This is a genomic window from Allobaculum fili (assembly GCF_020969955.1).
GTDB lineage: Bacteria > Bacillota_I > Bacilli_A > Erysipelotrichales > Erysipelotrichaceae > Allobaculum > Allobaculum fili.
Genome location: NZ_JAHDSX010000030.1, coordinates 10,296 through 30,185 on the forward strand (window position 1 = coordinate 10,296; position 19,890 = coordinate 30,185).

A 19,890-nucleotide genomic window follows, 5' to 3' on the forward strand; every position below is an offset into this window, starting at 1 on the left:
TTTCAAAATAACAGAACGGAAAAAGGGGACGGATCGTGAAGATCCGTCCCCTTCGTTTTGCTTGAAAGGAAACTGTAAAACTTTTTCGCCTGTCGGATAACCGAAAGGCTGGGCAATATGATTTGGGCTTAAATAAAACTTATTTCAGGCTGGAAAGCTTGCCGGCTTCGGGTTTCAGTCGCATAGCCAGGTCAGCCTTGGCCAGATCGCGGGCAGTCTGATCGATCTGAGCCTGACTTTCAGCCTTATCGAGCAGAGCTTTGGCGGCAGTGAGTTTTGTTCCAAAGTCTGTCTTAGCATTGCCATCCTTGTAGGAAGCAAGGCCTGTGTTAACGGTCTCGGCATGGCGGATTGCTTCACGAAGGAGGTCGTAGTTGTATTCAATCGGTTCGACTTCTTCGAGTGCAGCATAGGCATCGAGAAGAGCCTCAGCAGCATTGGCCACTGCCGTTGCATCTTCACCGCTCATGCGTGCAGCCTGTGCATCGACGTAAGCAGCACGGAAGGCTGCCCAGGCTTCATCGGAGCCTTTCTGTTCGCCTTCATACGTGGTTTTGGTCGTATTGAGTGCGTTGATAACTGCGGTGGCATCTACGAGGTTATTTGCAGCTTCGAGAGCTTCTGCTTTCAGAGCGTCCCATGCCTGCGCGCGAATGGATTCGGTGGCGTTCACCTTGTCCATTACCTTCTGATAGGCTTCCGCCGTATCGATTGTCATGTTTGTAACATCCAGATCTTTGATGGAGTTCAGAGCTGCCTTTGCAGCTGTGAGAGCATCGCCGGTCAGAATGTCATTTGGACCTTCTGCATACAGTTCTTCGGCTGCTGCAAAATCGCGGTCGTTGATGGTGGAGAGACAGGTGAGCTTGAATCCGTTGATGGAAACCGGATTGCCTTCGTCATCAGTTACATCGACTTTCTGCAGATCGGTTGTGGAAGTGAAGGTTCCGTTGATTGTCTTGACAACAGCGCCATTGGCGTCGAGCAGTTCCAGCTTATAGTCCTTGATCGAACCGTTGACGTTGCCGCGGCCCTTGTAATCGATCTTGTTTACAGACAGTGTCTTTCCAAAATCAACTTTGATCCAGTGCGGATTATCATCCGTGCACTTGTCGCTGCCGCTGTAGTTTGTGTGCCAGCGATCGTTAGGATTGTCGTTGATGGCAGCCATCGCGCCGCTGTCGCCGTTCGATGTTCCGGAAGCTTCAGAGCAGGCGGAAGCACTCCAGCCATTACGGCTGTAAACCTGCGAGGACAGTTCTTCCGGATCGGCCGGTGCTTCGTCTTCGATTTCAGAAAGCGGTTTGGCAGCGTTGGAAATGCGGATGTTGCCGATCTTGCCGCTGAAGCCGGCATCGGCCATCGTGTAGTCTCCGCCAGTGAGCGAAAGACCGATGAGAGCCTTGTCGTAAAGGGAAGCGTACAGCGTGCCGTCGATGTAAATCTTCAGCATGCCGTTCGCGGTTTTGGAAGCGGTGATGCGATGGTTCTTTCCATCGTTGATTTTGCCTTCGTCTACCGTATGCGTTTCGTGTTCTACGTATTCATCGGTACCGAATTTGCCGGTGTCTTTGGAATCGACGTAGGTACGCTGATCCAGCGAACTGAGGGTATGGCTTCCGACTTTGAAGTTCAGATAGCCGTTTTCATCAATGGAAAGGGCTACGTCGCTGCCGGAGTTAAACAGCGCTTTGGACATCGCGGTCGTATTGAGATCCATAACGATCGAGAAATCCTGCGTTCCGGACAGCGTATTGGAATCGCTGAGGGAAACTTTGGAAGTCGGCTGCGTGAAGTAGGTATCCAGGTCTGCATCGTAGGACTTGCTCAGGGATTCGGGAAGAACGCCCTTGTTTGTCGTATCGAGAATCAGACCGTTGCGGTATACAGGAACGTTGAGTTTGATCGTTCTTTCCACACCGGAAGCATCTTTTTCGGTGATTTCCACCTCAGGGTTCGTAAGGCTGCCGATGGAGAAGGGGATCGATACAGTGCGGTAGTCGTCATGGAGTTTGAAGTCAGTAATTTCCTTGCCGTCGACTTTGACGGATACAGGGGTAACGCGCTGATCAAATTTCACAGCGAGCGTGTTGTTGTCGGTATTCTTTGCGGATACCGCTTTTGGAGCAGATGGAGCTTTGGCACCGAAGTGGTAAATCACCATTTCGTTTGCCGGAACGGTTACGGTGATGGAATCGCCGTAGCTGTACGTTTCCGTGCTCGTGCCGGAAACGAACGGACGAACGCTGATGTAGGAAAGGTTTTTCACAGAGGCATCCACGCCGGCCTGTGCATCCAGTTTGAGTGTATACGTCTGTTCGGAAGAAGTCGGGTTGACAACAGAAACGATGCCTTCCTGACCTTTCCATGCGGAATACCCGTAAACCTGAGCATTGCCCGGAACGCCGCCATGCAGACGGGAAGTTTTCAGAACATCCTGATTGGTTTCCATCCAGTCCAGGACGTCCATGGTAATTTCGTATTTTTCTTCATTCACGATCGATGGAGAATAGTAAAGTTCCCAGAACAGAGTACCGCGCATGGCGTTGGCAAACATGTACTGGCGGAAGTCCGCATCGGTCGCATTCGAACCTTTACCCTGGTTGTTGACCTGGCCGTGGTTGTCGGAAACGCCGTAAATCGGTTCGTGGTTGTAGAAGTGGTTCTGCGGGAACTGAACCTGGAACTTGTTGGCAAGGTTATAGTACACGTTGTCTCGGTAGTAAATCTTGCGGATATGGCGAGCAGCTGTACCAGCTACGTCATTGGTGTCATCGGAGTTCTGCAGCCATACGGTATTGACCCACTGCAGCATCCATGGGGACAGCTCGACAAAGCAGGTCGCGTTGATGAAGAGCGGTCTGCCCTGCGAAGCATTGAAGGCACGTACATTTTCAAACAGATCCGTCCAGTGTTCCCAGAGATCGGATGTGTAGTACATGTTGTTCGGTCCGCCGACCATGTGGTCATGTGCTGCGTTTGTGCAGTGACCGGTCGCAAAACCGTCCCACTTCCAGTATTCAACGCCATAGTCTTTCTGCCACATTTTAGCGAGACGTTCAAAGTTGTCGACATACTTGTGGGAAGCGATACAGATATCGCCTTTGGAGTAGCCGGTGCCGGCTTCTTCAATAATGTGAGCAATGTTGCCTTCTGATCCATACCCGCCGCGCGGGCCGATCCAGATACCGAATGTGGACTGGAGCTTGTTGGCCAGAGAAGTAGACGTATAGAAATCGTTCGGGAACTTGTCGTTGATTTCCCAGAATCCGGTACGGTTTAGGTTGTTTCCGTATTCGGAGTTGAACTGGGTTTCGTTATACGCATAGGAGTTCCAGCCGTCATCGACAACGTATGCATCGAGCGGTTCAACGCCGTTGCGGGAAAGTCCGTCTTCCATACCAACGAAGGATTTTTCAATACTTGCATCGGTGATGTTTTTCATGTTGTCGTACCAGGAGTTGTACTGCTTGCGGAATACGGTCGGCGTTGCGATGTCTTCAATGTAGTTGAAGAAGTCGGTCTTCACTTCATTGACTGTCGTTCCGCGGGCTGCACCGATGACGTTCTGCCAGGAGACAAACTTGTCATCCGTCGTCAGCATATTGTCTTCCTTCATTTTGGAGAAGGACTTGCCGGAGTAGTAGCGAACCTGCGTGGTTTTATCCGAAGGTCTGTATTCCGTTTCGGCTACCGGGAATTCGCTTCCCATAAACAGGCCGTCTACATAAATCGGCTGACCGAGCATGGAATCGTGCGCATCCAGACCGCCGTAGCCAAAGCCGCCGGCATTCGTCGGATGGGTCCAGATCGTATCGGCATCGTCATCCGGAATCACAAATGCATCCTGATCGATATAGCTAACGACCGCGGTATCCTTGCTGGATTTGATTTCCAGGAAGGAACGCATGTAATCCTTGCCGTCTTCGGCGACATAGATTTCATCGATATCGAACGTCGTTCCGCCAAAGTCGTACGGCTCATAGCTGATCGTCAGCTTGACGCCGTTTTCGGTATCTGCTTTTTCAGCTTTTTCGAACGTAAGATCGCTGGTTTTGATCGTTCCTTCCTTGCCGATCGCCTGCTCATCCAGGCTGCGGTATTCCGGACCCTGATAGGCGTCGGAGTACAGATTGACTTCGGCCATCGCAAATTCTTCGGCAGTACCCATAGCCATGCCGGTAAACTGCAGACGGATATGCTGGGTGGTTACAGCAGTATTAAGGTTGCAGTAAACGCGGTCGCCGACGTTATACAGGCTGTCAACCTGATGGAGGTTATACGCAGCTTCGGTGAAGGCACCTTTGCCTGCGGATACCCAGTTCGTACCGTCTTCACTTGTGAAGACTTCGAATGCGCCGACGGTACCGTTTTTGCCGTCTACGGCATTGCCTGCACCGGGACGCTTATCAAGAGAGAAGGATTTGACGGTCTGTTCAGATCCAAGATTGAGGTCTACATTAATCGGGAATCCATTGTGATTTCCCTGACCAGGACCGCCTTCATCCGGATAGGTTGAGAGATCGCCATCGATGATCGACTTAAAGGAGGCATCAGTAAAGGCTCCGTTATTTTTCGGTGTGATCGAACCGGTCCAATCCGTGCGATCGAGAGCCTGTGTCGGAACGGTTACTTTCTGCGGAATTTTGTTTTCGAAGAAATTAATTTCGGAAGTTGTAAATTCCTGCTTGTCGGAATTCCATACGGTGGAAACCTGGCGAACCTTGAAATAGCGCGCTGTCTGCGGTGCGGTAAAGTTGAAGGCTACGCGATCGCCAACGTTAAAGAGGCTGTCGACTTTGTGCAGATTATAATCATCTGCTGTAAATTCGCCTTCATCAAATTTTGTCCAGTTCTCTCCGTCATCGCTTTTGTACAGTTCGAATTTGCCCATCGAACCGTTTAGGCCATACGCCTCTTCTTGGAACCCTGGACGCTTGTCAACCGAGAAGGCAGAAACCGTTTTGGCTTCTTTCATATCGATTACCGCATCCCAGGGATTGCTGGCATTGTTGTAGTCATCCGGATTCGTACTGAGGTTGCCGTCAATCAGCTTACCGGCGTCTGAAGAAGTAAATCCGCCGCCGGAAGTATTGGTCAGGGATGCTGTCCAGCCAGTACGGTCCATTGCAGTAGCGTTTTCAACATCGAGCTTCTGAGGATTGGCGATAATGTCTTCCTGAGCCGTATCCCCATACGTCTGTGCGGAAATGACAAAGTCCTCCGATCCAGCCCCTGGAGTCAGCGTGCGATCAATTTTATGGTTCACGACGCCCGTCGTGGCCACTTTGCCGTCTGTAACCGAGAACGTACGGGAAATCTTGTTGTTACCGATACTCAGCTGGTTGTCTGAGATCATCGCATCAAAATCCGTACCATCGGATTCATTGGCCAGAACAACTGTGGAAGATCCTAATGAGCTCGCCCCAAGCGTCAGAGAAAGAAGGCTTCCCAGCAGCTTTCTGTGTTTTGAATTCATGCTTATTCCTTTCTATTTCATCTTGTACATAGTGAAGAATGAAACATTTTGTTTCCTGAATCCACCCCGCAAAGGGAATGCCCGATTTTCCGTTCTGAAAGCGAATTCATTCACTAAAATGTTAAGTTATGCCGCATTATTAGTCAAAAACATAAAGTGCTTTTTGCAAATCCGCCGTTTTTTCTGGATATGTCAAATTGAGTAATTTTCAACGAAACCACAAAAAAGCAGCACCTGCAAAGAAGGTTAAAACGCAAGTGAAAAATACAGGAAAATCCAGCCCCTTCCCTGGACGTGTCCGACCTGCCTTTCGCAGAGCCCAGTGCTTCTGAAGTCCTTTTCTGCGGCGGTACACTAAGAAAAACGCCAGGTAAAATTTTCTAATCCGGGCGCAATGTTCGACAAAGCGATCCGGTTTTGCCGGCTGGAAAGCAAAAAGGCGAAGCCTTTCGTCTTTAAAAGCTTCGCAATTTGGCGAGATACACCTTTGGCTGTAGAAATTTAAAAAAGTCGTGTTACAATGTCGAAACAAAACAAACATTCGAAAAGCTGAGATAAGAAAGAGTACACAGAGCCGGATTTCCAAGAGAGCTGTCGTTGGGTGCGAGACAGTAAAGACGTCTGTGGAATACACCTTGGAGCTGCCTTTATGGCCGTGAACCTGCGTTAAAGGCGAGTGCATCAAATAGAAGTTTGATGAATTAAGGTGGTACCGCGCATTGTCGTCCTTGACAGTGCGCGTTTTTTATTTTCGGTTTGTTTTGATACTTGAATTATGGAGGATGGATATGAAATTTTTTGATGAGCTCAAATGGCGCGGCCTGGTGAACGATGTCACTTCTCCCGATCTGGAAGAGGAAATCAACAACGACGAGCTGACCTTCTATATTGGAACCGACCCAACGGCGGATTCCCTGCACATCGGCCATTACAGTTCGCTGTTGATGGCCAAACGTCTCGAACAGCACGGACATCATCCGATCATGCTCGTCGGCGGTGCGACCGGCTTTATCGGCGACCCGAAAGCAACCGGCGAAAGAAGCATGCTGACACCGGAAGTTCTCGATCACAACTTCCACGCGCTACACGCCCAGATTTCCAGATTATGGGGCTTTCCGATGGTCAACAACCTCGACTGGACCAAGGATCTTTCGATCATCGACTTCCTGCGCGACTACGGAAAACACTTCAACGTCAACTACATGATCAATAAGGAAACGGTAAAGAAGCGTCTGGATACCGGTATTTCCTACACGGAATTTTCCTACATGATCCTGCAGTCGCTCGACTTCCTGCATCTGTTTGAAGAATACAACTGCCGTCTGCAGATCGGCGGACAGGATCAGTGGGGAAACATCACTTCCGGTCTGGAACTGATCCGCAAGAAAAAAGGATCCGACACCAAAGTCTTCGGTCTGACCATGCCGCTGATTACCAAAGCGGACGGTACAAAATTCGGCAAGAGCGAAACGGGAACCGTATGGCTCGACGCGGACAAAACCAGCCCGTACCAGCTGTACCAGTTTCTGCTGAACACGGAAGATGCCAAGGTGATCGAATACCTCAAGAAACTGACGTTCCTGAGCGTGGAAGAGATCATGGCTCTGGAAAAAGAAGTGGAAGAAAATCCTGGCCGCCGTGCAGCCCAGAAAAAGCTGGCGGAAGAAGTCGTTCGCGACCTTCACGGGGAAGAAGCACTCGAAGGCGCTCTGAAAATCACAAATGCGCTCTTTGGCGGATCGCTTGAAGAACTGACCGAAGCACAGCGGCGAGAACTCGTAAACACCATGGAGAAAACACCGGCAGCTGCAGGCAAGCTCGAAGACGTTCTGATTGCCGCAAAAGCTGCTTCTTCCAAGCGCGAAGCCCGCGAATTCATCAAGGGCAACGCGGTTTCGGTAAACGGACAGAAAGTCAACGACCCGAACATGCCGATCGATCTGAACAGCACCTACGTCGATAATGTGGTTCTGATCAAGCGCGGTAAAAAGAAAAACTACGCGATTGAACTGACCGAAGCGGCGGAATAAGTCCGAGCTTCTGACAGCCCTTAAAAGGGCAGATTCAATTCATTAGAAAAACCAGAAAGGATTTTCGAGTGGCCAGCACTTTGAAAATCCTTTTTCGTTTTTCTGCGAAGAAATCGAAATGGACAGACTGAACAAAAGCAGGCTTATCAAAAACGGAGCGTCAGCGCAATTCATTCTGGAAAGCATCTGCACCCAGCGCAGGAAGCGGCATTCCAAATATTTGCCTTTCCATATATTTGTAGATATTTATGAGTATCGATCTTTATTTGTCAGATCGTTTCGGAAAGAAATGTCTAGGGCGTTACGTTCGTTTTTTGATTTCAGAGGAGTGTAATGCGTCACGGGATTCCACTCCTGTTCTGTTTATTCAGGGCTCTCGAAGACAGACGTCCTTTTCCAAAAACGGTGTGAAAAACGCCCAAAACGATTCGCGAAAATTCTTTCGGTCATCTTCGTGGATATTCTGAATCTCCTGTTGCAGGATTTGAATCCGGTCACACTTTTTCTCTTTCCGTCAGACAGGTAAGAAAGATATGCGGGTGACAAAGGAAAATGGTCTGTCAGAACAATCGAATTCTGACATCAGGAGATATAGACATGAAACATAGAAAAGCAGCCATTCTTGGTGTTGGACACGTTGGAGCCCACGTCGCCAGCGCTCTGTGCATGGAAGGCATTGTCGATGAGCTCATTCTTATCGATACGCGTCCGCAGAAAATCATCAGCGAAGCACAGGATCTGAATGACGCTCTGCTGTACACGTCCTGGAGCGTCAACGTACATCCAGGCGATTTCGCGGATCTGAAAGACTGCGATGTACTCATTAACGCTGCAGGAGACATTGAACTGCTTCGCGGAAACGAAGAGCGGTCCAGCGAACTGGATTTTACAATTCGTGCTGTACATTCCTTTGCGCCTAAAATCGCCAAAAGCGGATTCAAAGGCGTCATCATCAATATTTCCAATCCGTGCGATGTCGTGACGCGCGCACTGGCCAAAGGATGCGGTCTGCCGTATGGTCATATATTTGGAACCGGAACCGCACTGGATACTTCGCGTCTGGTCGGCGCCATTTCCAAAAAGACAGGACTGGCCCGCCATTCTATTACCGCAATGATGCTTGGCGAGCACGGCAACCGTCAGTTTGCTCCAAAGTCCGTCCTTTCCTTCCAGGGAGCCCCGTTAAAAGCGGCTTCGTTGCTTGCCAAGGACCTGGACTGGAAAGAACTCGAACAGGAAGCCATTAAAGGCGGCTGGGTCACGTTTGCGGGCAAGCAGTGCACCGAATACGGCATTGCCGCAACTGCTGCTCGACTGGCTGAAGCGGTACTGAGGGACGAGCATCTGATTCTTCCGGTTTCCGCACCGCTGAGCGGGGAATACGGTCAGTACGATCTGTATGCGGGCGTACCGGCGGTCATCGGCCGGCACGGCATTGAAAAAGTCATCGTTCTGCCCTTAAACGATGAAGAGAAAACGGAATTTCTGGCCTGCTGCGACGCCATTCGTTCTAATGTGGAAAAAGCGGATGCGCTGGTGGAGCAGCTGAACGCAAAGAAAAAGCACAGCAGTTAAAACTTCTTTTCAGGCAGTCTGCCCGGAGCGGACGTCCAAAATGGATATCAGCCTGTCTTCAGGCCGTCACAATTAAATAACGCCTTAGCTAAAGGTTTCTGACCGACAGCTAAGGCGTTTCGATTTTATTGCAGACTGGCTAGGCGCTGAAATATTTTTCCTTGATCAAATCGACCGGCATATCGTGACCAGTCCAGAGCTTGAAGGAAGCAGCGCCCTGATACAGAAGCATGTACATGCCGTTGGACGTCTTGCATCCAGCGGCTTTTGCGTCTTTGAGCAGTTTTGTTTCTTTCGGATTGTAAATGACATCAAATACGAAAAGATCCGGACGGAACAGGGAAGTATCCTGAATGATCGAACGATCTGTATTCGGAGCCATGCCTACTGATGTGCCGTTGACGAGAATGGCGCTGTTCGCGATGGCTTTGCGAAGGACTTCCGGATCGGAATAATCGTGGACGCGAACCGTGCAGTTCGTGCGCTCATTCAGCTTTTCGGCAATTTCTTCAAGGCGGCCGAAGAAATCGTCGCGAATGTTGAAAACGTCGATTTCCTTGACGCCATCCAGGGCAGCCTGAACCAGAATGGCCGTGGCCGCGCCGCCGGCACCGAGCAGGGTCATGTTTTTTCCGATAATATTTACGCCGCATTCTTCCACGGCTTTCATAAAGCCGATACCGTCGGTCGTATAGGCGGTCAGAACACCGTCTTCGTTGACGATGGTATTGCAGGCGCCGGTAATTTCCGAAGCGGGGGAGAGATTATCCGCCAGCGTGCACATGATGTTTTTGCCCGGCATGGTGATGTTCCAGCCTCTTGCTTTAAACAGCTTCAGCGCTTCTACGGCTTTCGGCATGTCTACTTCAGGCACATCAAAGGCAAGGTAGGCATAGTCGAGACCAAGCGCGTCGCATGCTTCGTTATGCATGGCAGGGGAAATGGAGTGAGCGACCGGTGAACCCAGAAGGCAGAGCAGACCGGTATGTCCGGTAATCGATTGAGTCATACTGATTCATCCTTTCGAAAGATTTGTAAGCAGAAGGAACAGCCGTTTCTTTCTCAGAGTAAGAGAGAGGATGCTTATCTTTTTAAAACGGGACTCTTTAAAACAGGGCTATTCCTGAGCCTGCCCGGCCGATTCGGCATCCTTGCAGGCTTTGACTTTGGAAATAATTTCCTCGCAAATGCGATAGACGTCTTTTCCGTCGGTATTGACGATAATATCCGCCGCTGCCATATAGGCGGGATTGCGTTTTTCCATCAGATCCGTGATGTGTTCGACCGTTTTGTTGTTTTCGAGAAGCGGGCGATCGTGGCTGTCCTGGACACGGTCGAGAATAGTCGCCGGATCGGCGGTCAGCAGAACGATTTTTCCGGATTTGCGCATTTCATCGACATTGACCTGACGCATAGCGACACCGCCGCCGCAGGAAATGATCTGATCATGCTTGCCGCGGCACGATTTGAGCAGATTCGTTTCTTCGTCGCGGAAATACTGTTCCCCGCGCAAATCGAAGATTTCGGAAATGGACATGCCGTTCTGTTCGGCGATAATCTGGTCCATTTCGATGACATCCATCGCGAAAACCTGCTTGAGGGCTTTGGCGACTGTACTTTTTCCCACGCCCATGAAGCCGATCAGGAAAATGTTGAAGCCGAACAGTTCGTGCGACTGAATTCGCTTGGAGTAATAAAGAATCGAATCGTAAACGCCCATAATGGCATCCCGGTATTCGTAGTCAGCAAGTTTCTTATTGAAATTGCGCTTTTTGCGTTCTTCCTCTTCCGACTGAACGGCCGCAATTCCAAGTTCCTGTTTGCAGGAGATGAACTCCTGAATCATCTGCGAACGCATGCGAAGCGTATTGATCAGAATTTCATCGCAAAGATCAAGGTCATTGCGAAGCTTTTCGAGTTTATCCATTTGAAATTTCCTTTTCTCAGGGATTTCGTAATGCCGAAACCCAGATCCCAATCAGTATAGGCAAGCGGTTAAAAGCTTGTAAAGGACTCCGCCTTTCTTACAATAGGTTTCAAATAGTTTTATAGAAACTTGCAGGTTTTCATAATGACGCATTCCAAATCCAATTCCATTGTATTTTGATCCATCGAAAGGTATCTCTCGGACTGGAGAGGCGAATACACACGCAGCTCCACGACCAGCAGGACGTCTTTGAAAAGTCAGGAATGGAAAAATGCCCGCAGGGGCTTTAAAAGATTCGAATGAGCCTGAATTCCTGGAATATATTCTTTCTACGCCAGATTTTCAAAGGGAATAAAACTCCGAAAAACACTTTATATAAAGTGAATATCGGAGTTTTGATTTGCGGATTTCACTCGATATGATTTAATGTAGTAAAAAATAAATGCACGTTACTGCAGGTGATTCTATGCATATCGTCTATAACAAAAAAAACGGTGTGCTTTTTGCACGCCTGGCCGTATCGAAAAGGGTTGGAAAAACTGTAAAAAAAGAATCTATCAACCTCGGAAGAGTCCTTGATAAAGAGAAAGGAGTCACCAGAGCCGGGATAGAGGAGTTTTTATCTATGATCTGAAGACGGATACCTATACTAAAACCGATGATTATGAACTAGCAAGGCGCAAACACAAGCGGAAGGAGCAACTGATTTTTGATTTTGGCGATATCTGCCTCATTGATCAGTTCATCCGAAAGCATCCCGCGCTAAGGAACGCAATCGACAGTATCGGCTGTTCAAACATGGATTCCGTCTTCAGCCTTCTCTGCTTCTATATCCTTTCGAACTGCTCGAATCGTCTGTGCCAATCCTGGCGGGAAAGCAGTTTTGCCAGAATCCTTTTTCCTGACGCGAGACTGTCCAGCCAGAGGATCTCGGATATTCTCGCTCTTCTGAGCGAAGAATACCCTTGTCGTGAATTATTCAAGTTCTATCTGAAGCTGTTCAAAGAGGATCTGGAAGGAGATGGGACAAACGTCCTGATCGATTCGACCGGGCTCCCAGACAGTATTCATTTCCCACTGACAGCGATCAGTAATCACAATGGGGAAATCGAGAACGAAGTCCGCCGGATCTATGTGACTCAGCAGGAGACCGGACTGCCAGTATGCTTTAGATACTGTCCAGGAATTGTGATCGATGTTTCCACTTTATCGCGGACAATGAGAGAGTTGAAAAAGGCCGGAGTTAATACAAAGTTAGCTATTCTTGACGCTTGATATCTTACAAAGACTAATTTAGAAGAATTGTACGAAGACAAAATCTCTTTTCTCATGCGCTTGGACTCTTTGTTAACATGCGCTATTCGAAAATGATCGAAAGCGCTGCATAACGAAAACGCGCCATAACGAAAACGCTGCGTAATAGATCTCAGGACAAAGACAGACTGAGCGCAGTGCTCATACCATTTTGAAAAAAACTCTTTTTCACAAAAGCAGATTTTTGAAAGAACAGAACCGGCCGGAATATTCTGGCCAGATCCATCCTTACTTTGTTTAAGAATCCAGTTCCAGACTGTCTGTTCCGGTTCGGGGTGAGCCGGAAGAGACACCCTTTACTGCCTGCATTCAGGCAGACCGGTCATTTTGAGAAGACTCTTCAGAAATGGCTTTAGACCTTGAAAGACTGAACGGAAAAGATTTTCCAGAAAGGATTTGAATATGAATACTGTAAATGTACGCAATATCGAAATCGGAAGCGGAAAGCCGAAAGTCATTGTTCCGATTGTAGCGGTAACTAAAGAAGACATCCTGAAGGAAGCGGCAGAAATCGCCAGTCTTCCTGCGGATGTTCTGGAATGGCGCGTCGACTGGTTTGAAAACAGCGAAGATCTCGCGTCAGTAAAAGACGTTCTGAAAGGACTTCGTGAAGTGCTTGGCGATATGCCGATTCTCATGACATTCCGCACGAAAAAAGAAGGCGGCGAAAAAGCAATTTCCATGCAGGACTACATCGACCTTAACGTGGAAGCTGCCAAAAGCGGTCTCGTGGATCTTGTCGATGTTGAAATCTTCAGCGGAGACGACACGGTCAGCGCCATCCTGGACGGCGCGCACGCAAATGGTGTAAAAGTCGTTGCTTCCAATCATGACTTTTTCAAGACGCCGGATCAGGACGACATCGTTTCCCGTCTGGTCAAAATGCAGGAGATGGGCGCCGACATCTGCAAAATTGCCGTCATGCCGCAAAATCGCCGCGACGTGCTCACGCTGCTGAGCGCGACCGAAAAAATGGCCAATGACATTGCCGATCGTCCGATCATCACGATGTCCATGGCCAAAGACGGCGTGATCAGCCGCCTTTGCGGCGAAGCGTTCGGTTCGTCGATGACTTTTGGAGCCGCCGGAAAGGCTTCCGCTCCCGGTCAGATGAATGTGGAAACGCTCGTTCAGATTCTCGATGCGCTGCATCAGGCGCTTTAAGCAAGACTTCAATCGGCTTTTTCCAGTGAAAGCAGGGGAATGAAAAGCCCCAGGTCAAAGCTGGCAGGCGGTGTGAACTATTCAAAAAAAGCACCGTCTGCTTTTGTATTTTTTGAATCTGGATGACGCCGAATGGATGATTTTGTTATCTCAAAACGGTTTCCAGAGTTTTAGCAGGCAACTGCCGGTCTGTCGATCAAAGTGCCCGCATAATTTCCAGACCTGGCGTCGTTCGAATTCCAATATAAGAATTTGAATAGGGTGTCCGCAGGTGAGTTCTGCCTCTCTGGCGCTTTGCTCCATTGCGTCTGCTTCGTTCTATATGCCTCCGTTTCCATCTTCATTTTCTTCCATATTCATCGTATTCATCGTCCTCAGAAAAGAAGAGCTGATCTATGAAAAAGGGCTGCACTGGCTGGATGACTGTCTGGAAAAATTTCTGCTTTGTCTCGCCCTGGCAGCCATGGCCGTCATCATGGGCATTCAGGTGTTTTGCCGCAGCGTTTTGTTCATGTCGCTTTCCTGATCGGAAGAGCTGACGCGCTGTCTGTTTATCTGGAGCGGCTTTCTCAGTGTCAGCTGCTGCACCATATACTGCATTTCCATCAAGATCGAACAGGTTGCGGCAAGACTTTCCCGGCGTAAATAAGCGGTTTTGAAAGTGATCAGCCACACGATCGAACTGGCGTTCTTTTTAAACATGATTCCGTATACGTTCTCATTTTTCATGTCTTCGGTATAAAGCGGGCAGGTTTCGCCCGCATGTCAGATTCCGATGGACTGCGTGCAGGCGGTGCCTTTTGTTTCCTTTGTTCTGGTCGCCATCTGCATCTTGCAGCGCTGGATCATCGAATTCAAAGTGTGCCTGAACCTTCCCCTCAACGATCCGGCCCATCCGGAACGCAGTACGCAGGAATCGTTCATTCAGGCCAATACCGATCCAGAGCCGGTCGGCGTATCCGGCATGGATTCGTCTGTAACGTCTGGAAAAGGAGAAAGCGTACGAGTGTCCTTCTTCTGTTTGCAGTCTTTACGATTTTGCTGGTGATCGCGGTTCCGATTTCCATCTTCCTTGGAATTACTTCGGTATTGCCGTCGATTTTTGGTTCTTCCTTAGATGACGGAGGAACAGAAGGAAATTCTAAAAGAAGCGGCTTCCATCGCTGCCGACTATGCGCGCGAGAAGTCGGATGAGCGCATCGCCAGACAAAGAGAAGAAATTGAAGAAAACGGAAGTGAAATTCTCGAACTCGATGCCGCTGTGCAGGAAGCAATTCGCGAAAAGGCAGCGCCGTTCTATCCGTCGATTCAGACCGATATCGATCCCGCGCTCTATGCGCTCTATACGAGGGAAGTCCAGTAAACAGATTTCGATCTGGCCACGTAAGTTTTGAACCGTTCTAAAACGCATTAAGCAGATAAAAGGCCGTATTCCTCATCCAGCCAGAAGGAATACGGCCTTTTATCGTAAAGGCAAGAGAAGGACCGGATTTTCGTACATCGAAAAAGAACGCACAAAAAATGAAAGGGGTTACACTGAAAAGGTCCAGCCTGAAGAAATAAAAATCGCAAGAAATGAACAAAATATCACACTTATTGCATATGTTCGGCGTTCATAAATATTTTTCGGACCGGCATAATGAAAGGGAATACATCGGGCGTATTCTGGTCTCTGTTTTCGGGCAAATTACAAAGACCAAAACCATAAAAAAAGAAGAAAGGATTATTGATGAAACAATCTCTGACAAACCGGCTGAAACAGACGCTTTCGATCGTCGTTGCGGCGGGCTGTTCACTTTCGATGCTGCAGACCCCCATTCAGGCAGCTGTTCCTTCTGAGCTGGAAAACATCGCAGCAGACTTTACGATCACAGTTCCCTCTGAACAGAGCGGAAAGCCGAAAGAAAACATGGTCGACGGCGATGCTTCTACGCTCTGGGTCAGCAACGGAGCACAGTGGCCGGCGACGCTGATTTTTCGCGCACCTCTGGACACCCCGCCGATTTACAAAATGGTTGTCAAACTGGAATCCGGGCATCCGGACTGGACGATGGATGTGAAACTCCAGCACGCGGTCAACAGCGTGACGGACGATCTGATTCCGGATACAGAAAAAGACGACTTTTCCTTTAACGACACGTTTACCTATACGTGGGAAGACGGCATTTCTGCCTCCCATTTCTATCTGACACTTTCCGATCCGAAAAACGGCGGCGCTGCCGGCGCGTTCTGGCCAGGCATTGCGGAAGTGGAATTATTTACCGAAAAAGGCGGGAACAACCCCGATTCTTCCGATCTGGTCAATATTGCCGGCAACGGTACGATCAGCTCTATCACGTCCGGACAGGGCAATCCGGCCAGTCTGATCGATGAAGATTACAAAACGCTTTACATATTTTCTCAGGGGCTTTCGACCACCGGAGGCCAGGCCTGGGTTCAGATCGATTACGATCAGAAAAAGACGGTAAAAGCGATTGAAGCTGCCTTTGAAAACAAAGGCGCTTCCGATTCCAACGGCTTTGTCTTTAGGTACGACATTCTTGGACGGACGAGTGCCGACGGGGAATGGGAAGTGCTGGGCGCTGATCAGACGGCAACACGTCTGGATGGGGACTGCATCAAACGCTTTACCCTCGATGAGGCCAGAGAACTGCAGGCCGTACGCATTCTGATTAAATCCATTGCGAATACCGGCGGCGATCCCTGGCCCGCTTTAGCGGAGCTGAAAATTCTTGCCCCTACAGATTCCGTAAAGGATCCTCTGCTTGAAAACAATATTGCCAAAGGCAAATCCATTCATACCAATACGAACCAGGCGAACGTAAAGAACCTGGTCGACGGTTCGCTGGCTACCCAGTGGAACGGCGACATGTATCCGGCGTATGTGGATATTGACCTGGGCAAAAACTATACGCTCAGCGATGCGGTTGTATTCACCCCGACTGCGGGCTACAGCCAGTATTCGATCTATACGTCCATGGATGGCGTTGACTTTGAGCGCGTCGCCCGCAAGACATCGAAAGAGACCTGCACGAATGAAGGCGAAACCTGGCAGCTCAACAACAAGGAAGCACGTATTATCCGTCTTTACATGGAATACAACTCCGCTTCCGCAAACAGCCAGGTTCGTGAATTCGTCCTGCACGGAACGGAGTCGGGAACACCCGTTCAGCCAACACCGGCGGTCAGCGTGCCGGATTTTAAAGATACCGAATACGCAAGGGCCGTTACCGAAGCCGATACGATTGCGGAAGTTCAGGGCATTATTTCCCGCCGCATTGGGGAAGCCTATGTCGACTGGTTTACCTTTGAACTCAAAGATGCCGCCAATGGCTATGACTACTACGATGTCGAAGCCAGAAAAGGAAAGATTCACATTACCGGAAACAACGGCGTGTCTCTGGCCACCGGTCTGAACGCCTACCTGGAACAGATCGTCAACGTGCACATTTCTCAGGTCGGCGATCAGGTCAAAATGCCGGAAAGCATCGTTCTTCCTGCGCAGAAACTGCACAAGGAAACAAAATTCCCGGTTCGTTATTCGTATAACTTCTGTACGCTTTCCTATTCGATGGCGTTCTGGGGCGAAAGCGAATGGAGAAATGAATTAGACTGGCTTGCTCTGAACGGCGTGAATGTCGTTCTGGATGCGACCGGTCAGGAAGAAGTCTGGAGACGCTTCCTTGCCGAATGCGGCTATTCCCATCAGGAAATCAAGGACTTCATTGCCGGTCCTGCGTACTACGCCTGGTTTTACATGGCCAACCTTACCGGCATGGGCGGACCGCTGCCGGACAAATGGTTCGCACAGCGTACCGAACTCGCCCGTAAAAACCATCGCATCATGCAGGTTCTTGGTATGCAGCCTGTACTGATGGGCTACTGCGGCATGGTGCCGACCGATTTCAAAACCAAACAGCCGGAAGCGTCCGTTATTCCGCAGGGCAAATGGTGCAACTTCCAGCGCCCGTACATGCTCAAAACGGATGATTCGAATACCTTCCCGAAATATGCCGAAATGTTCTACAAAGCGCAACAGGATGTCTATGGAGACATCACGAACTACTACGCGACCGACCCGTTCCACGAAGGCGGAAATACGGGCGGCATGAATGTTTCCACCATCGCGTCCGAGACGCTCAAAGCGATGATGGAAAGCGATCCGGACGCCGTCTGGGTGATTCAGTCCTGGCAGGGCAACCCGTCCAGCGCCCTTCTGAAAGGTCTGGAAGGCAATCGGGACCACGCCCTCGTACTCGATCTGTATGCAGAACGCCAGCCGCACTGGAACAGCGCCAGCTATGGCGATGAATTCCAGCAGACCCCATGGGTATTCTGCATGCTCAACAACTTTGGCGGACGTCTCGGTCTCTATGGCCACATCGAAGGTCTGGAAGGCGTATTTGACGCCATCAAGAATGCAGACTGCATGGCCGGTATCGGTATCGCACCGGAAGCCAGTCAGAACAATCCGCTGCTTTACGAATACCTCTTCGATACCATCTGGACCGAAGATGCAGAGCAGCCGGTAGAACCAATCAATCTCAATCAGTGGATTAAGGATTACGCAAGAAGACGCTACGGCGGCGAAAGCGAAAGCGCTGTAGAAGCGCTCCAGATTCTGCTCGATACCGTATACGACGGCGTCGAGCACGAACGAAACAACAGCGGCATCGGACAGGGGGCTCCGGAAAATATCCTGAATGCCCGTCCAAATCTGACGCTGACTACCGCTTCGACATGGGGCTGGTCGTCGATTCTATATTCCAAAGTCGAACTGCAGAAAGCGCTCGATCTGCTTCTGGAAGACTGGGATACGCTTAAGGATTCCGAAGCGTATCGCTATGACGTAGTCAGCGTGGCTCAGCAGGTTCTGTCCAACTCGGCACAGGGAATTCTTTCCAAAATGAATACGGCTTACACCAACCGCGATCTGGATGAATTCACGACCTGGTCGGATAAGCTGATCGAACTCGTCAGCGATTCGGACCGTCTGCTTTCCACAACGAAAATGTACATGCTTGGCAACTGGACCGAAGCCGCCAGCCGCATGATCAGCGATCCGGATGACTTCACCAGAGATCTGTTTGATCTCAACGCCAAAGCGCTTGTATCGACATGGGGTTCCATTGCCCAGTCGAACGCCGGCGGTCTGCACGACTACTCCAACCGTCAGTGGGCTGGCCTGACGAAAGATCTGTATCTCAAGCGCTGGCAGATGTTCATTGACGAAAAGAAAAAAGAACTGCGCGGCGAATCCTTTAAAACCTTCAGCGCAGCGGACTGGTTTGAAGTGGAATGGGCCTGGGCGCGAAACAGCGACGAACGCTTCTCCGATCAGCCAGGTTCGGATCCGATCAACACACTGGCCGAAAACGTTCTTGAAAAATACGACATCCAGAAAATCGCTCCGGAAATTACTCTGGACGGCGTTCTGGAACCGGAAAAAATGACCGCCACTGCTCCCAGTGCGCAGAGCGGAGAAGGACCAGAACGCGTTCTGGATGGAAACAATCAGACGCTCTGGCACACCCAGTACACCGGAACGCTGCCCACACGGGAACAGTGCTATATCACACTGAACCTCAACGAACCGGCGATGGTACGCTCCCTGCTGTATTTGCCAAGAAGCAACGCGCAGAACGGCACAATCACCAAATATCGCATTGAGGTTATCGACGACAGCCAGCCTGGAGCGGAGTGGAAAACGGCAGCCGAAGGAAACTGGGCCCGTGAATCCGGCTGGAAAGAAGCCGTATGGTCCACGCCGGTAAAAGCGACGAAGGTCCGTCTTGTGGCCGTAGATTCCGTCAGTGTCGAAACGGGCAAAATTTTCGCGTCCGCTGCGGAAATCCGCGTGAAAGGCGTATGGAGTGCGGACATTCCAGATGAACTCGATTACACCTTAATGGATCAGGCCCTCGAAAAAGCCGATGCGCTTGAAGCGGCCAAAGAGACGTTTGCGATGACAGGCCTCCATGCCTTTGAAGACGCAAGAACGCATGCGGCTTCCGTTCGAGCCGATGCCCTTACGCAAAAAGAGCTCGATGACGCGGCGCTCCGTCTGAATCAGGCGATGCTGAAACTGCGCAAGAAAGTCGATAAGGCGTATCTGGAAAATCTTTAATCGATACAGAGCTTAAAAAGCCTCTTTTAAAGTCGAACCGGCTGTGACCGGTTCAAAACGAAGACCGGCCTCGATTTCGAATATCGAATCGAGGACCGGTCTTTTCCTTTTGGCCGTCGGTTTGAACCGCAAAAAAACTCGGATCTTCCGTAAGCGTCAAATAAAAGACGGGTATTTTCTCGACCGCCTCCTTGGGATAATTCCTTTATTCAAGGAGGCTTTTTCATGGAATCAATCATCCCTGCAATCGATCTCGGTATCGATTTCTCCAAAG

At 49.8% G+C, this 19,890-nt stretch carries 11 protein-coding genes and 1 other annotated feature; of the genes, 7 read left to right on the top strand and 4 right to left on the bottom strand.

The features are described from left to right. Positions 1-139: 139 nt before the first annotated feature. Positions 140-5,479 carry a discoidin domain-containing protein gene (locus tag Afil_RS07395; protein ID WP_230267934.1) on the bottom strand — a complete coding sequence of 1,780 codons (5,340 nt, stop codon included), beginning with the start codon at positions 5,477-5,479 and terminating at the stop codon, positions 140-142. Between the two features lie 542 nt (positions 5,480-6,021). Beyond that, positions 6,022-6,212, top strand: a binding site (T-box leader). A 55-nt stretch (positions 6,213-6,267) separates the two neighbouring features. Here Afil_RS07395 and tyrS point away from each other — a divergent pair. After that, the gene (gene tyrS / locus Afil_RS07400) at positions 6,268-7,509 is read left to right on the top strand and encodes a tyrosine--tRNA ligase (RefSeq protein WP_230267935.1); all 1,242 of its coding nucleotides are present in this window, start codon (positions 6,268-6,270) and stop codon (positions 7,507-7,509) included. A 597-nt stretch (positions 7,510-8,106) separates the two neighbouring features. Further along, positions 8,107-9,084, top strand: a complete 978-nt coding sequence (locus tag Afil_RS07405; RefSeq protein WP_230267936.1) for a lactate/malate family dehydrogenase — start codon at positions 8,107-8,109, stop codon at positions 9,082-9,084. A 139-nt stretch (positions 9,085-9,223) separates the two neighbouring features. Here Afil_RS07405 and aroE read toward each other — a convergent pair whose 3' ends face one another. Together aroE and Afil_RS07415 are read right to left on the bottom strand one after the other, a co-directional pair. After that, positions 9,224-10,093 (bottom strand): shikimate dehydrogenase, encoded by an 870-nt coding sequence (aroE, locus tag Afil_RS07410; RefSeq protein WP_230267937.1) that lies wholly within the window; start codon positions 10,091-10,093, stop codon positions 9,224-9,226. Between the two features lie 108 nt (positions 10,094-10,201). Further along, on the bottom strand, positions 10,202-11,011 hold the full coding sequence (locus Afil_RS07415; RefSeq protein ID WP_230267938.1) for a shikimate kinase: 810 nt from the start codon (positions 11,009-11,011) through the stop codon (positions 10,202-10,204). Positions 11,012-11,453: 442 nt separating this feature from the next. Between Afil_RS07415 and Afil_RS07420 the strand changes: the two genes are divergently transcribed. After that, positions 11,454-11,645 carry a hypothetical protein gene (locus Afil_RS07420; protein ID WP_230267939.1) on the top strand — a complete coding sequence of 64 codons (192 nt, stop codon included), beginning with the start codon at positions 11,454-11,456 and terminating at the stop codon, positions 11,643-11,645. A 1,082-nt stretch (positions 11,646-12,727) separates the two neighbouring features. Further along, positions 12,728-13,489, top strand: coding sequence for a type I 3-dehydroquinate dehydratase (gene aroD, locus Afil_RS07425; protein WP_230267940.1), 762 nt, complete (start codon positions 12,728-12,730; stop codon positions 13,487-13,489). Positions 13,490-13,829: 340 nt separating this feature from the next. On the opposite strand, the gene Afil_RS07430 is transcribed toward aroD, so the two are convergent. Continuing rightward, complete coding sequence (locus Afil_RS07430; protein ID WP_230267941.1) at positions 13,830-14,162, bottom strand: hypothetical protein; 333 nt, start codon at positions 14,160-14,162, stop codon at positions 13,830-13,832. A gap of 102 nt (positions 14,163-14,264) precedes the next feature. Between Afil_RS07430 and Afil_RS07435 the strand changes: the two genes are divergently transcribed. The 3 genes from Afil_RS07435 (at position 14,265) to Afil_RS07445 (ending at position 19,616) form a co-directional block, all read left to right on the top strand. After that, positions 14,265-14,537 (top strand): hypothetical protein, encoded by a 273-nt coding sequence (locus Afil_RS07435; protein ID WP_230267942.1) that lies wholly within the window; start codon positions 14,265-14,267, stop codon positions 14,535-14,537. 69 nt (positions 14,538-14,606) lie between these two features. Further along, complete coding sequence (locus tag Afil_RS07440; RefSeq protein ID WP_230267943.1) at positions 14,607-14,852, top strand: type 2 periplasmic-binding domain-containing protein; 246 nt, start codon at positions 14,607-14,609, stop codon at positions 14,850-14,852. Positions 14,853-15,218: 366 nt separating this feature from the next. After that, a complete protein-coding gene (locus Afil_RS07445) occupies positions 15,219-19,616 on the top strand; it encodes an alpha-N-acetylglucosaminidase TIM-barrel domain-containing protein (RefSeq protein WP_230267944.1) in 4,398 nt (1,465 codons plus the stop codon). Positions 19,617-19,890 lie beyond the last annotated feature (274 nt).